This window comes from Burkholderia sp. AU33545, from assembly GCF_020419685.1.
GTDB classification, from domain to species: Bacteria; Pseudomonadota; Gammaproteobacteria; order Burkholderiales; family Burkholderiaceae; genus Burkholderia; species Burkholderia diffusa.
The window spans coordinates 738477-751316 of the sequence record NZ_JAIZRQ010000002.1 but is presented as its reverse complement, the minus strand read 5'-3'; the positions used below and the strand labels follow the sequence as shown (position 1 = coordinate 751316).

At 66.4% G+C, this 12840-nt stretch carries 14 protein-coding genes; 5 read left to right on the top strand and 9 right to left on the bottom strand.

Annotated elements, in window-relative coordinates; genetic code table 11:
- The first annotated feature begins 142 nt into the window (after positions 1-142).
- Together LGM71_RS09280 and LGM71_RS09275 are read left to right on the top strand one after the other, a co-directional pair.
- The gene (locus LGM71_RS09280) at positions 143-334 is read left to right on the top strand and encodes a DUF2964 family protein (RefSeq protein WP_059527249.1); all 192 of its coding nucleotides are present in this window, start codon (positions 143-145) and stop codon (positions 332-334) included.
- A 241-nt stretch (positions 335-575) separates the two neighbouring features.
- A complete protein-coding gene (locus tag LGM71_RS09275; RefSeq protein ID WP_014898618.1) occupies positions 576-863 on the top strand; it encodes a DUF1488 domain-containing protein in 288 nt (95 codons plus the stop codon).
- A 152-nt stretch (positions 864-1015) separates the two neighbouring features.
- Here the strand turns inward: LGM71_RS09275 and LGM71_RS09270 are convergent, their stop codons facing one another.
- From LGM71_RS09270 to LGM71_RS09260, 3 genes are read right to left on the bottom strand one after another with little or no spacing between them, the layout of a single operon-like run.
- The gene (locus tag LGM71_RS09270; protein WP_226114692.1) at positions 1016-1879 is read right to left on the bottom strand and encodes an MBL fold metallo-hydrolase; all 864 of its coding nucleotides are present in this window, start codon (positions 1877-1879) and stop codon (positions 1016-1018) included.
- Positions 1880-1882: 3 nt separating this feature from the next.
- Positions 1883-2209 carry a hypothetical protein gene (locus LGM71_RS09265; protein WP_226114691.1) on the bottom strand — a complete coding sequence of 109 codons (327 nt, stop codon included), beginning with the start codon at positions 2207-2209 and terminating at the stop codon, positions 1883-1885.
- 13 nt (positions 2210-2222) lie between these two features.
- A complete protein-coding gene (locus tag LGM71_RS09260) occupies positions 2223-2753 on the bottom strand; it encodes a sugar ABC transporter (RefSeq protein ID WP_226114690.1) in 531 nt (176 codons plus the stop codon).
- A 199-nt stretch (positions 2754-2952) separates the two neighbouring features.
- Between LGM71_RS09260 and LGM71_RS09255 the strand changes: the two genes are divergently transcribed.
- Positions 2953-3804 (top strand): LysR substrate-binding domain-containing protein, encoded by an 852-nt coding sequence (locus LGM71_RS09255; RefSeq protein ID WP_226114769.1) that lies wholly within the window; start codon positions 2953-2955, stop codon positions 3802-3804.
- Between the two features lie 109 nt (positions 3805-3913).
- On the opposite strand, the gene LGM71_RS09250 is transcribed toward LGM71_RS09255, so the two are convergent.
- Entirely contained in the window at positions 3914-5215 is a 1302-nt protein-coding gene (locus tag LGM71_RS09250) for an NCS2 family permease (RefSeq protein WP_059600185.1), read from the bottom strand.
- Positions 5216-5976: 761 nt separating this feature from the next.
- On the opposite strand from LGM71_RS09250, the gene LGM71_RS09245 reads away from it, so the two are divergent.
- Positions 5977-6255 carry a hypothetical protein gene (locus LGM71_RS09245; protein WP_174906510.1) on the top strand — a complete coding sequence of 93 codons (279 nt, stop codon included), beginning with the start codon at positions 5977-5979 and terminating at the stop codon, positions 6253-6255.
- Between the two features lie 173 nt (positions 6256-6428).
- Here the strand turns inward: LGM71_RS09245 and LGM71_RS09240 are convergent, their stop codons facing one another.
- The 5 genes from LGM71_RS09240 to LGM71_RS09220 all read right to left on the bottom strand — a co-directional run bounded on the left by LGM71_RS09240 (position 6429) and on the right by LGM71_RS09220 (position 11086).
- Entirely contained in the window at positions 6429-6803 is a 375-nt protein-coding gene (locus tag LGM71_RS09240; protein WP_059600333.1) for a DUF2917 domain-containing protein, read from the bottom strand.
- A gap of 251 nt (positions 6804-7054) precedes the next feature.
- Entirely contained in the window at positions 7055-7342 is a 288-nt protein-coding gene (locus tag LGM71_RS09235; RefSeq protein WP_059600184.1) for a hypothetical protein, read from the bottom strand.
- Between the two features lie 88 nt (positions 7343-7430).
- Entirely contained in the window at positions 7431-8336 is a 906-nt protein-coding gene (locus LGM71_RS09230) for a metal-dependent hydrolase (protein WP_226114689.1), read from the bottom strand.
- A 34-nt stretch (positions 8337-8370) separates the two neighbouring features.
- Entirely contained in the window at positions 8371-10158 is a 1788-nt protein-coding gene (locus tag LGM71_RS09225; protein WP_226114688.1) for an SDR family oxidoreductase, read from the bottom strand.
- Positions 10159-10207: 49 nt separating this feature from the next.
- Entirely contained in the window at positions 10208-11086 is an 879-nt protein-coding gene (locus tag LGM71_RS09220) for a M24 family metallopeptidase (RefSeq protein WP_124622029.1), read from the bottom strand.
- 472 nt (positions 11087-11558) lie between these two features.
- Between LGM71_RS09220 and LGM71_RS09215 the strand changes: the two genes are divergently transcribed.
- Entirely contained in the window at positions 11559-12836 is a 1278-nt protein-coding gene (locus LGM71_RS09215; protein ID WP_226114687.1) for a haloacid dehalogenase-like hydrolase, read from the top strand.
- The last annotated feature ends 4 nt before the right edge of the window (positions 12837-12840 follow it).

Genomic DNA, 12840 nt, shown 5'->3' with positions numbered 1-12840 from the left:
GCCGCACGCGTTGTGCGACTGCGTACAAAAACCCCTTGCTTTTAAGCGCCCGCATGCAATGATGAAAGTGGAACGCGCACGCGCCGTGTTCCGCATCGCAACATGCATGCGACGTGACATGCATCCGTTCGGGAGACCCATCATGGTTCGGACGGAACTGAGAGTCGTGCTGGCGGCCATCGCCACCTTCATCATGCTGGGCGGCATCGCCGTCGCGATCCACGGTCTGCTGTTCGACCTGAGCGACGCGGTGCAATACGGGGCGGCCGCGATCGCGGTAGGCGCCACGACCGCCGCGATCGCACTGAACATCTGGCCCACCGATCCCCACTGACGCCACCCGGCAAACGGTGCCGGATGTCGCGCTGGTCTGATGAAAATGCGCGTCGGAACGCCGCACATCGCAAAATTTGCCTCCTGCGCGAAACCGTCTAAAGTGGAATGCAACCGGCATGCGGTGTCCGCGCCATACCCCGTGGATCCTGCCTCTGCCGGCGAGCCCGCGTAAATTTTCGTCCGGCCGGTAGCGGACGATGGACGCGGTCATTTGCTTTCTACCGGACAAGGCGGCTCCCATGCAGATTCATTTCACGAATGAGAAGCCCGAATATTCGGGGCGCGACCTGATGCTTGGTTTCACGGCGCTGGTCAATGGCGAGCGCGTTCAATGTCAGATCACCGCCGAGGCGCTGGAGGATCATTTCGGTGCGGCATCGCCGCGCTTCGAGGACATGGTCGGTGCGTACGATCAGCACCGCGAGCGTATCGAGGCGGCCGCACGGCGGTTGCTGTCCGAGACGCGCGCGCAATGCGTGACGCTGCGCAGCGGCTACGTGCGCTTCTACGAAGCGAACTGGCGCTGAGCCGGACGACCGGGCAGCGACGGAGCGGGCGCCGGATACCGGCGCCCGTGTCATATCGGCGCATGCTCGTCCGGTAGCGCGCTCGCCCGGAGCGGTGCGTGGCACGATTCGAGCATCGTGCGGCGCACTGGCGTGCCCGCGTTCCGTTTCGCTCAATCCACCCCGCCAAGCACATACGCGCCGCCGGTTGCGCCATTCGTGCGCGCGATGCGTGCGAAGCCCGTGTCGGCGAGGTGCATGCCCGCAATCAGCAAGTTATCCGAAGCGACTTCGGCGAGCGTGGCCGCGCGCGTCGATGATGCCTGCGACGGATCGTGATCGAACGCGATCGACACGTCGGGGCGCGCAACCTGAATCGGCGCGAAATGCACGAGATCGCCCCAGATCAGCAGGCGCTCGCCGCGCGATTCGACGCGATAGCCGGTGTGGCCGGGCGTGTGCCCCGGCAGCGGGACCGCGACGATACCGGGCAGCACGTCGCCTGCCTCGATGGTGCGTAGATGCGCGCGATACACGTCGAACGTGCGCCGCGCGATCCGGAAATTGACGCGTGCGCGCTCGTTTGCCCGCTCGTACATGGCGTCGTCCAGCCAGAACGCACGTTCCCGTTCGTGAATGAGCACCTCCGCTTGCGGAAAGGCCGGATGTCCGTCCGTGTCCAGGAGGCCGCCGATATGATCCGGATGCGCGTGCGTCAGCAGGACCGTGTCGATGTCGCGTGCATCGATGCCGGCTTGCGACAGCGACGGACGCAGCAGGCCGCCCCAGTTCCGGATGCCGCCGGCGCCGGTGTCGACGAGCACGGTCCGCCCGTTCCCGCGTATGACGTAGCAGTTGATGTTGACGTCGGACGGCGCGTGTATGCCGGCCCGGTGCATGATGCCGGTCGCGTCGTCGACGTCGATGTTCGACAGCAGGTCGAGGCCGGCCGTCAGCGTGCCGTCGCTGATCGCGATCACTGTGAAATCGCCAATCTGGCGACGCGGGAAGGAAGGGAGTTGAACAGGCGTGCTCACGGGTCAATGTCGGGCGTGAAGGTGGGTGGCGTCGTAGCCGAAGCAGCGGATGCGTGCGACGAATCCGGTGTGGCGAAGAATCTCGCGATCCAGTTCGGTCATGAACCGGTCCATCAGTTCAGGGGTGCGAAATGACGAGGTGCGAAAGCGGATCTCCGCGCTGACCGGATGTCCGCAGCCGTGCCGGACCGGGACGTACGCGACGTGGACCGTGCCGGGTGCGGCGCTCAGCACGTCGGTGCAGAGCCTCTCGCAGGCCGACGACAACGCGTCGAGCGCCGTGCTGGCCGGCATGCTCGCCTCGGGAATCAAGATCGTGACGCTGGGCATGGTCGGGCTCCGGTCAGCGTGCGGTTGCCGACGTCGGTGTGCTGACGAGTGGGTCACCCATCGGTGCATAGAGCCGGATCGCGGCATCGGACCCGAGCCGAGCCTGATCGTGCGTGAGGACGGCCAGCCAGCGCGCGGCCGGCCGCCGATCCAGCGCGACCGCATGCATGGCCGTGGCTGCGATCGCTGCTCGCGCGAACGGGGCGGGGTCGTCGCAAACGGCCAGCCATTGATGGCCGGAGACGGCCGGCGCGGGGGCCGCGCAGTCGTAGACGTTGCGGCGCCACTCGACGATGTGCGGCTGCCAGCGCGCGAAATTGCCGCCGCCCTTGTCGCGATACTCGGCCGACGTCAGCACGTCCGGGCCGTCGATCGTATGCAGCGCGAGGTAGACGGGGCCGTCGCCGCCGAGTGCGCGAAAGCGTTGCGACGTGCGGAAGCCGGATACGGAGATGAGCGCCGGCAGTTTGACGCGGCTGTAGAAGTCGTTCCACTCGGCTTCGACGGCGGGCTCGGCGATGCTGCATTCAACGGCATAGATCATGGTTTCTCCACGGGGGCGAGCAGCCTTCGGGGCCGATGGCTGCTCGACGGGTTGAGTTTTTGTCATGATAATGAGCCGGTGGAAGGCAGAAAAACGATGATTCGTCACCGTTCACTGACATTTGATCAAGCCATGACCGACGGCGGTCGGACCGGGAGCAATCGTGACGCGACGCAGGATTCCGAGCAATTCGGCATTGATGGCATTCGAGGCCGCGGCGCGGCATGGAAGCTTCGCGCGCGCCGCCGACGAACTGGCGTTGACGGAAGGCGCGATCAGCCGGCAGATCGGCCGGCTGGAGACGTTCCTGGGTGTCGCGCTGTTCGAGCGGGTCGGCAACCGCGTGCGGTTGGCGCCGAACGGCGTGCGCTACGCGGCGCAGGTTCGCGAAGTGCTGGACCGGCTCGAGCGCGACAGCCAGTACATGATGGGGCAGCCCGGCGACGGCGGCAGCGTCGATATCGCCGTGACGCCGACATTCGCGACGCGCTGGCTGATTCCGCGGCTCAAGGGATTCCAGACGCAGCATCCGAACATCACGGTGCATTTCGCCGATCGCGCGGAGCCGTTCGTGCTGGCCGGCAGCGGCTTCGATGCGGCGATTCACTTCGAGCATCCGGCCTGGGCCGGCATGCATACGTACCGGTTGTGCGAGGAGGTGCTGGTGCCGGTCTGCCATCCGTCGCTGCTCGCGGCCGGGCAGCCGGACGTGTTGCTGGGCACGTTGCCGCGCCTGCACAAGCGCCAGACGCCTGATGCGTGGTCGGCGTACGTGCAGGAGACGGGGCTGCCGGTGAACAATCCGGCCGCCGGCGCACGCTACGATCTTTACTCGATGCTGATCGCGGCGGCGCTCGCCGGGCTCGGCGTCGCGCTGGTGCCGCGCCTCTATGTCGAGGCCGAGATCGCGCAAGGGTTGCTCGCGGCGCCCTGGCCCGATGGGCGGGGCGTGGTCAAGCGCTTCTGTCTCGTGTTGCCCGAGGCGCTGGAACTGGGCGAGGGGCCGTTGCAGACCTTCGCACGCTGGGTGCTCCGGCAGGCGGAGGTTTGACCGGCGCTCGCTTGCACCACCCCGCGTAGCCAAAACGAGAACAAAACGAAAACGCCACCCGAAGGTGGCGTTTTCGTTTCATCTTGCCGCGCACAGGGGCGCGCGTGCGTCACTCGCTGCCGAGATAGAAGAAGCGGAACAGGAACACGGCCGCGATGATCCACACGATCGGCTTGACCGTGCGGGCCTGGCCCGTCAGCAGCTTCAGGCCGCCGTATGCGATGAAGCCGAACGCGACGCCGTTCGCGATCGAGTAAGTGAACGGCATCAGCAGCGCGGTCAGCGCGGCCGGCACGGCTTCGGTCGCATCGTCCCACGGCACCTCGACCATCTCGCGCAGCATCAGGCACGACACGTACAGCAGTGCCGGTGCCGTGGCGTAGGCCGGCACGACGCCAGCGAGCGGCGCGATGAACAGGCACGCGAGGAACAGCACGGCGACGGTGATCGCCGTCACGCCCGTGCGGCCGCCGGCCTGCACGCCCGACGCGCTTTCGATGTACGCGGTGGTCGACGACGTGCCGAGCAGCGAGCCCGCGACGATCGCGGTGCTGTCGGCAAGCAACGCCTTGTTCAGGCGGTTCATCTTGCCCTCGACGAGCAGGCCCGCGCGGTTCGCGACGCCCATCAGCGTGCCGGTCGCGTCGAACAGTTCGACGAGGAAGAACACGAGGATCACGTTGATGATGCCGGTCGACAGCGCGGCGCCGATGTCGAGCTTGAACAGCGTCGCGTCGATCGACGGCGGCGCGGAGAACACGCCGTGGAACTGGTTGTCGCCGAAGAAGAACGACAGGATCGTGACGCCGATGATGCCGATCAGGATCGCGCCGCGCACGCGCAGGTGGTCGAGCGTGACGATCGTGAAGAAGCCGATGATCGCGAGGATCGTATCGTGCTTGTGCAGGTCGCCGAGCGTGACGAGCGTGGCGGGGTTGCCGACGATCACACCCGAGGTCTTCAGCGAGATGATGCCGAGGAACAGGCCGATGCCGGCGGTGATCGAGATGCGCAGCGATTTCGGAATGCCGTTGACGATCGCCTCGCGCACGCGGAACAGCGTGACGAGCAGGAACAGGCAGCCGGAGATGAACACCGCGCCGAGCGCGGCCTGCCACGTGAAGCCCATCCCCTTGACGACCGTGTACGCGAAATACGCGTTCAGGCCCATGCCGGGCGCGCAGGCGATCGGGTAGTTCGCGTACAGCCCCATGATCATCGACGCCAGCGCCGCGACGAGGCAGGTCGCGACGAACACGGATTCCTTGGGCATGCCGGCATCGCCGAGGATCGCGGGGTTGACGAAGATGATGTAGGCCATCGTCAGGAACGTGGTGACGCCCGCGAGTATTTCGGTGCGGAAGTCGGTGCCGGCTTCGTCGAAGCCGAAATACCGCTTGATGGATTCCATGAAGGCGTTTCTCCGGTCGGGTTGTCGTGTTGCTTGTTGTTCGTGCCGAATTGTTGTAAGGCAGCGCGAGGCCGGCGTACTGTAACCAGCCACTATTGCGACGCTATCGGCGGATTGTAATAGCGCGGATAGCTCGGACGATATAGTTGCGGGGCACGATCGGCAGCGTTCGCGCGAACGGCTGGACAGGCCGGCCGCGCGAGGAAGGCGCGCATTTTACCGGTTCTGACGAGGCGGGCAGGTAGAAACGATGGAAACGATTCGACGACGGGCGGGCCGTGTCAGCCGATGCGGGCGCAACGGCATGATCGACATGCGGGGGGCTGCCGCAACGCGACGGCATGCGACTGCAATGGCACGCCCGCACGAGGGGCGAACGCAGGACGGACGCAATACGTGCGCGAGCGCGCGCATGACCGGCGCGGGTGCGCGGCGGCATGCAGCAGCCATTCGTCAGTCCAGGCGGTTGCAGATATCGGGCTATCCTGCGCCGAAGCCGTCGCGTCCGCAACTGTCATTTCGCGGTGCGAGCCCGACTGTGGTTTCTGTGTAAAAGATTGCAAGACGTCATCGCGTTAACCGGCAAGTCTTTCTAGGATAGATACACCGCGCGCACACGTCGGCCAGATGTTGCCGACGCGGGGGAGTCGCAGTCCGTGCAGGCCGGGCGGTGAAGCGCGGTGACGGTCGTTGCGCATTCGGGCAGGCGCGACCGGTTGCGATTGCCCGATGCGGGTTCGCCCGTCATCACGGAGGTCAGCATGTTGAACTGGATCAGCCGTTGGGCGATGCGGCACGCCCCCACGCCGGAAAAAACCGCTGCATCGATGCTCGTGACGGCGCGCATGGAACTGTTCGCAGCCGAACAGCGCGTCATCGATGCGAAATTACAGGCGGATTACTGGCGTACGCGGGTGTCATTTCTCGAGGAGGTGCAAAAGCAAGGCATCGACCCGTGGGTGACCTCGCACGCGGCGCAACGCCCCGACCTCGATTCCACGCCTCGCAGCACGGGCCCGCGTCTCGCCGCCAGCACCTGATGCACGTGATGCATGCGAAGGTTGCGCACGGCGCGCGATCGCACGCGGCACGCACGTGCGTGCCGCGTCATTCGATGCGCACCCGCGACGCGTTGCGTCGCGGGTGCGTCCGTTTCCGCATACGGTGATTCCGCGCGTTCCGGCATCCCCGCCGCGCGCGTGAGCGCGCATCGTCAATCCCGTCTTCGCCATCGTCCGGCGAGCAAACGTTGCATTCGCGCGAGCGTGCGCCTCAGCCGTTCGCCGCGCCTCACGTACGCCGTCGTGATCGATGCTTCGGCCGGCCGGTCGTCATCGGTGCCGAGCCAGATGCGATCGCCGCGCGCGATGCGCAGCACGTCGCCGGGTTGTACCCAGTAGTCGTCGACGCTCGGCGGCCGCGTGATCCACAGCGGTGCGCCGTGCGCGCGAATTTCCGCATCGCTCGGCGCGCGCCAGGTCAGTGTCGTGCGCGGCGCGACCGCGAAGCGGATCACGACGGTCGGTAACGCGATCGCACCGACGCGGCGCGAATCGGGACGGTCGAACAACGGGCTTGCCTGGTCCATCGTCTGCTCCATTCGTTGAGCCGGACGGATGACGCGCACCAGAACAAAAAGGCCTCATCCGTTTCCGGTGAGGCCTTGTGTGACATGCGGTACTGCTCGGATGCTAACGCACAAGCGCCTCCCGTGATCCATTCTTTCGAATGTTCACCGGGCAATGATTCGCGATGGCGATGAGCTTGAACGTAGGCATGCGAACGAGTTTGTCGATGTCGTACGGCGTTGTCAACGACTATTTTCGAGATTTGCGACGATCACGCGTCGCGCTGGGCGAGGCCGTTGACGAGCAGTTCGGACAGCAGGCCGGTCATCCCGTTCGGATGGGTGGCGGCGCGAGCCTTCAGCTGTTCGACGAGTTCGGCGTTCAGCTTGCACGCGAACGGCACGAGACCCTGTTCCTGGTCGAGCTTGCGCTGCGCGCGGCGGTCGAGCTTCGCTGCGTCCTCGGCAGCCTTGCCGAAGCGGGCGGAGCTGGACTGCTTCATCGCGTGCGTCAGCTTGAGCGCCTTGTTCTTTTCTAGATCGGTTTTCTTCATGGCCATCGCGGCACCTCCGGGAAATGAAGCCGCGATTGTACGCATTTCGGCCGGCGCCCCGCCGAAACTGTCGCGAACCCGCTTGCGGACGCGGTCACGCGCCCTTCGTCGTGCCCCAGTTGCCGCCATGCGCCGCCGCTTGCGCGGCCGGCGAGCGCGCCAGATACGCAAGCGCCTGCTCGGTCGAGCCTTCGTGGTGGGGCGTATAGCCCGGCTTGAAATAGCGCAACGCCGCGCCGATCACTTTCCAGAACGACGGCAGGTGCCCGCGTCGAGAACCCTTCCACCACGACAGCACGAAACCCCGGTAGCGGCCGGCGGCGGGATCTCGCCGGTACATGAATTTCGCGCCGCTCGTGATGAAGTAGAGCAACAGCACGATCACGAACGCCATGTGCACGCAGCGCTCCGGATAGTTGCCGCCCATGTGGTTGTAGATGTCGAACGCGACGGTCCGGTGTTCGACTTCCTCCGCGCCGTGCCAGCGCAGCAGGTCGACCATCGTCGGGTCGGCACGGCCTTCGTCGAGCCCGTGCGCATTGAGCACCCAGTTGCCGAGATAGCCGAAGAAATGTTCGAGCGATGCGATCACCGCGAGCTGCTGACGCAGCCAGAAACGCGTATGGCCGATCTTCAGCCCGAACGGCGCTTCGCCCAGCACGCGCGTAAACAGCCAGTTCAGCTTCTGCGTGAACGGCTTCGTGTCGATCCCGTGCCGGTCGTAGTAATGCTTGAGCACGCCGCCGTGCGAGCGCGAATGCACGGCTTCCTGGCGCAGGAAGCCTTCGGCTTCGTCGCGCAGGCGCGCATCGGTGATGTTCGGCAGTGCCTTGTTGTACACGCGGCAGAACCACAGTTCGCCCTCCGGGAACAGCAGGTTCAGCGTGTTGATGATGTGCGTGCTGCCCGGGTCGCTTGGCACCCAGGTGATCGGCGTGTCGCTGAAGTCGAACTTCACGTGCCGGGCCTTGATCTTGTGATAGTCGGCGGTAGAGGTCATCTGTGTCTCCGTTTCCGTGCGGCGCGCCGCGCCGTCAATGCGATGCCATGCTGACGCGGGCAAGCACCCGGCCGAGCCACGGCATGAAGCGGCCGACGAAGCGCAGTGCGTGCGCCTCGGTGCCGACGGCCACGACCGGCCGGTTGCGCAGCACGCCGTCGACCATCGCCTGCGCGACGGTTTCCGGCTTCAGGCCGCGCATCTGGTACAGCTTCGTCGCGCGTTTGCGCAGCCGCGCCTCGTCCTGTGCGCTGGCGCCCGCGTATTGCGTCGACGCCATGATTCCGGTTTCCGCGAAGCCCGGGCAGACGGCCGTCACGCCGATGCCTTTTTCCGCGAGTTCCGCGCGCATGCATTCGCCGAGCATCAGCACGGCGGCCTTCGTCGTCGCGTACGCGGGCAGGTCGCGCGACGGCCCGAACGCGGCGGCCGACGCGGTGTTGACGATGTGGCCGCCCGTGCCGCGTGCGGCCATCTGCTGCGCGAACAGCCGCGAGCCGTGGATCACGCCCCACAGGTTCACGTGCAGGATGCGCTCCCAGTGCCGCTCGCTGGTGTCGAGAATGCCGCCGGCCATGCCGATGCCCGCGTTGTTGATCACGACGTCGGCGCCGCCGAGTTCGCTGCCGACCCATGCCGCGAGCGCTTCCATCTCGTCGGCGGAGCCGACGTCCACGCGTTTTGCATGCGCCTGCGCGCCGGTGAGTCCGAGCAGCAGGGCGGTGCGCTCGGCGCTCGCGAGATCGATGTCGCACGCGACGACGGTCGCGCCTTCACGGGCAAATGCGTGTGCCGCGCAGCGGCCGATGCCGCTGCCCGCGCCGGTGACGACCGCGACCTTGCCGCTGAAGCGGCCGCTGGTCGCGCGGCGGCGTGCGTTCGCGAGCGCGGGCGGCTCGTCGCCCGATTCGACCGCGTCGATCAACTGTTCGGCGAGGCCCGCGAAGCGCGCGGGATCGGCGAGCGGCAGCCAGTGGCCGGCCGCGACTTCGCGGCGGTAGTACTGCGGCACCCAGCGCGACAGGTTCTCGGACAGCGCCGGGCTCACGTACTTGTCGCCGAGCGGCACGATCGTCTGCACCGGCGCGTGCGCGTAGCGCTCGCGCGGCGCGAACAGGCAGCGGATGAAGTTCGCGCGATAGAGGCGTACGCCGCGCGCGCCGTCGTCGGCCTGCGTCGCGCGCGGCGTGGCGGGGGTTTTTTCGACCCGGCGCAGCAGGCCCGGCCATGCGCGGCCGAGCCACAGCTGCCAGCCGAGCTCGGGGATGAACGGCAGATGGAACAAATACACGTACCACGAGCGCACGAGCTGCCCGCCGAGCCTGGCTAACGACGCGGGCGTCGGATGCAGCACGCGTTCGCGCAGCCAGAAGCCGACGTGGTCGAGGCACGGCCCCGAGCACGACGTGTACGACGCGATGCGGCCGGCGAGCCGCGGATCCGTGACGAACTCCCAGCCCTGGATCGAGCCCCAGTCGTGCGCGATCAGGTGCACCGCGCGGCCGGGGCAGAGCGCGTCGATCACCGCGATGAAGTCGTCGGTCAGCTTCGCGAGGTGGTAGTCGGCCGTGCGCTTGGGCGCGCCGGACAGGCCCGCGCCGCGCACGTCGTAGGCGATCACGTAGTGCTTGCGCGCGAGCAGCGGCGCGACCTGCTGCCAGACGCTGCTGTCGTCGGGGTAGCCGTGCACGAGCACGACCGGCGAGCGGGCCGGGTCGCCCCAGGTCCTGACCGCGAGCGTCAGGTCGCCGGAGGCGACGGCCGTCTCGCTGTGAACCGATTCGAACAGGGCCAGCGGCGCTTCATCGGAAAGAGGCTGCATCGTGAGTCCGTCGTTCAGGGATTCGGAAAGAGGGCGAGACGCGTGCGTGTCAGGCGACGGCCTGCATGCGTTCGGCCTGGCGGCGCTGCCGACGGCGCACGTGCGGCAGGTCGTCGTCGAGCCAGTACGCGTCGTCGTCGGTGATCACCAGCAGTTCCTCGAATTTCGCGCCGACGCCGGCGAAGCCGAGATGCGGCTCCACGGCCCAAAGGCCCGGCACCGGCGCGTGTTCGGAGCGGCGGTCGATCGACCACAGCGGCGACCAGCCTTGCTGCTTCGCCGCGCGGCCCTGGTCGAGCAGCAGGTTGCGCGTCGCGTTCAGCCCGAAGCGCGCGACGAAGCGCGGTGTCGACAGCTTGTGGATCTTCGCGACGCGATGCGCGAGCACCTTGAACGGATAGGCCTTGTGGCGCGGCTCGACGCCCTGGCGGCGGCACAGCGCGTCCACCGCCTGCGCGACCTCGGCCATCGGGCGGCGCTCCTTCACGAGCCGCACGATCATGTCGCGATGGTCCATCAGGTCGTCCTGCAACTGTTCAAGGATGGGGTTGTGGCCGAGGCAGTGCGCGTAGCCGACGTCGGCCACGATGCCGTCGAGCACCGGCGCGACGTCGAGGATCACGGGCATGTCGGTCTCGAGCTGGCGGTTGCTCGGGAAGAACGCGAGGTTGAAGCCGCCCATGTGCTTCAGGCCGGAGAAACCTTCGAACGCGGTGCGGTCGCCGAACCACGCGAACGGCTTGTGTAGCCAGTCGTGCACGCCGTTGTCGCGCAGCCATTCGGTCAGCAGGCGCGCGGCTTCCTTCTCGGTGATGCCGGGATAGAGCATCGCGCCGACGGTCTCGACGCAGCGATAGGCAAGCTGCTGGACCGCGCGGAATTGCGGCAGCTCGTCGAGATGGACTTCCGGCAGCGGATGGTCGGGCATGAGGCGTCTCCATGTGTCGGCCCGCGTTCGCGCTTCGGCGACGCGGGGCCTGTGCAAGGCTGGGGCGCTGATCCGGAATCCATTCGCCGGTGATTCAGGGCGAATTATTCAGTCAGCATTTAATGTGTCATTGATCGATGTAAAGATCATAGCCGGTTCGACGTGACGCGGAGGTGAGGGCTTCTCCTAATGAAGGCCGAAATGGAGGGGAAGCTCTAGGTTTCCGGCGGTCGTGGCCGGATGGCTGTCGCCGCGCGCGTGTTCCGTGCGGGGGGAGCCGGCCGGAGTGCGCCCCGCGCGGTGCCGACGCAGGCCCGGCATGTCGCACCGGATCAACTCCCCGTCGTGTCGTGGCGAGACGCTGTCAAATTGCCGAAATAATTTCGTCACATCATTCGCCCCCGATTCGAAGCCTTTCCGGCTTCGCGGGGCTATGACCCAAGCCGATTCGACAATTCCACGGAGAGAGACCATGCAACGCCGCAAGTTCATGAACACCCTTGCCGCGGCGGCCGCTGCGACGCCGCTGATGCTCAAGGCCGGCATGGCCGGCGCGAAGAGCGCAACCGCGCCGGACGCGCTCGACCCGGGCCGCTGGTCGCCGTTCAACGCCGCGCGCCTGCAGGCGGTGCTCGACCAGCATGGCGTCGCGAGCGCGCGCTACGACGGAAAGCGCCGCCCGTATGCGGTATTCGACTGGGACAACACGTGCATCATGAACGACTGCGAAGAGGCGTTGCTGATGTACCAGATCAACCATCTGCAGTACAAACTGACCCCGGACGAGTTCGTCGATGTGATGTGGAAGGACGTGCCGAAGGGCGCGTTCATGAGGGACTACACGACCGTCGACGGCAAGCCGGTGACGATGGAGGATCTCGCCGCCGACGTCGAATCCGACTACCGCTGGCTCCATGCGAACTACAAGGGCCTCGGCGGCGACAAGAGCCTCGACGAGATTCGCGAGACCGACCAGTTCAAGGATTTTCGCGCGAAGCTGTACTTCATGTACGACGCGATCTGCGACACGCATCCGCTCGAAGTCGGCTACAAGTGGATCATCTACTTCTACAAGAACATGACGACCGCCGAGCTGCAGGCGATGGCGGAAGCGTCGAACAACTACGGTATCGGCGACGCGCTGCGCAAGGTCCGTTACGAAAGCCCGAAGGCGCTGCCTGGCAAGGCCGGCGTGGTGGCCGACACGCATTTCCATGGCATCCGCATTCACGAGGAAATCCGCGCGGTGATGCATACGCTGCGTGCGAATGGCATCGACGTGTACGTGAGCACCGCGTCGCTCGACGATGTCGTGCGCGTATTCGCCGGCAATCCGAACTATGGCTACGGCGTGGCGCCCGAGAACGTGATCGGCCTGCGGCTCGACATGCAGGACGGCAAATACACGAGCACCTATCCGGCCGGCTGGCATTTCAACTGGGGTCCCGGCAAGACGGTGGGCATCCGCAACGTCCTCGCATCGAAGAAGGGCTACGGCCCGCTGCTGGTGTTCGGCGACAGCGACGGCGACGCATGGATGCTGCGCGACTTCAAGGACACCGCGGCCGGTGTGATCGTCAACCGGATGAAGAAGGGCGAGATCGGCGCGGACAGCAAGCTCGCGGCCGAACAGATCGGCAACCCGGACGCCCGCTTCCTGCTGCAGGGCCGCGACGAGCACACGGGCCTGATGATTCCGGACGAGAAGTCGATCAAGTACGGCAAGACCGACCGCAAGCTGCTGGCCTGACGCG

Excerpts from the sequence above, each read along its gene's own strand:
- LGM71_RS09265 (WP_226114691.1), bottom strand. The coding sequence starts at position 2,209 with ATGCCCAGCGTCACGATCTTGATTCCCGAGGCGAGCATGCCGGCCAGC.
- LGM71_RS09225 (WP_226114688.1), bottom strand. The coding sequence starts at position 10,158 with ATGCAGCCTCTTTCCGATGAAGCGCCGCTGGCCCTGTTCGAATCGGTT.
- LGM71_RS09215 (WP_226114687.1), top strand. The coding sequence starts at position 11,559 with ATGCAACGCCGCAAGTTCATGAACACCCTTGCCGCGGCGGCCGCTGCG.
- LGM71_RS09230 (WP_226114689.1), bottom strand. The coding sequence starts at position 8,336 with ATGACCTCTACCGCCGACTATCACAAGATCAAGGCCCGGCACGTGAAG.
- LGM71_RS09240 (WP_059600333.1), bottom strand. The coding sequence starts at position 6,803 with ATGGACCAGGCAAGCCCGTTGTTCGACCGTCCCGATTCGCGCCGCGTC.
- LGM71_RS09235 (WP_059600184.1), bottom strand. The coding sequence starts at position 7,342 with ATGGCCATGAAGAAAACCGATCTAGAAAAGAACAAGGCGCTCAAGCTG.
- LGM71_RS09280 (WP_059527249.1), top strand. The coding sequence starts at position 143 with ATGGTTCGGACGGAACTGAGAGTCGTGCTGGCGGCCATCGCCACCTTC.
- LGM71_RS09245 (WP_174906510.1), top strand. The coding sequence starts at position 5,977 with ATGTTGAACTGGATCAGCCGTTGGGCGATGCGGCACGCCCCCACGCCG.
- LGM71_RS09250 (WP_059600185.1), bottom strand. The coding sequence starts at position 5,215 with ATGGAATCCATCAAGCGGTATTTCGGCTTCGACGAAGCCGGCACCGAC.
- LGM71_RS09220 (WP_124622029.1), bottom strand. The coding sequence starts at position 11,086 with ATGCCCGACCATCCGCTGCCGGAAGTCCATCTCGACGAGCTGCCGCAA.
- LGM71_RS09275 (WP_014898618.1), top strand. The coding sequence starts at position 576 with ATGCAGATTCATTTCACGAATGAGAAGCCCGAATATTCGGGGCGCGAC.
- LGM71_RS09255 (WP_226114769.1), top strand. The coding sequence starts at position 2,953 with ATGGCATTCGAGGCCGCGGCGCGGCATGGAAGCTTCGCGCGCGCCGCC.
- LGM71_RS09260 (WP_226114690.1), bottom strand. The coding sequence starts at position 2,753 with ATGATCTATGCCGTTGAATGCAGCATCGCCGAGCCCGCCGTCGAAGCC.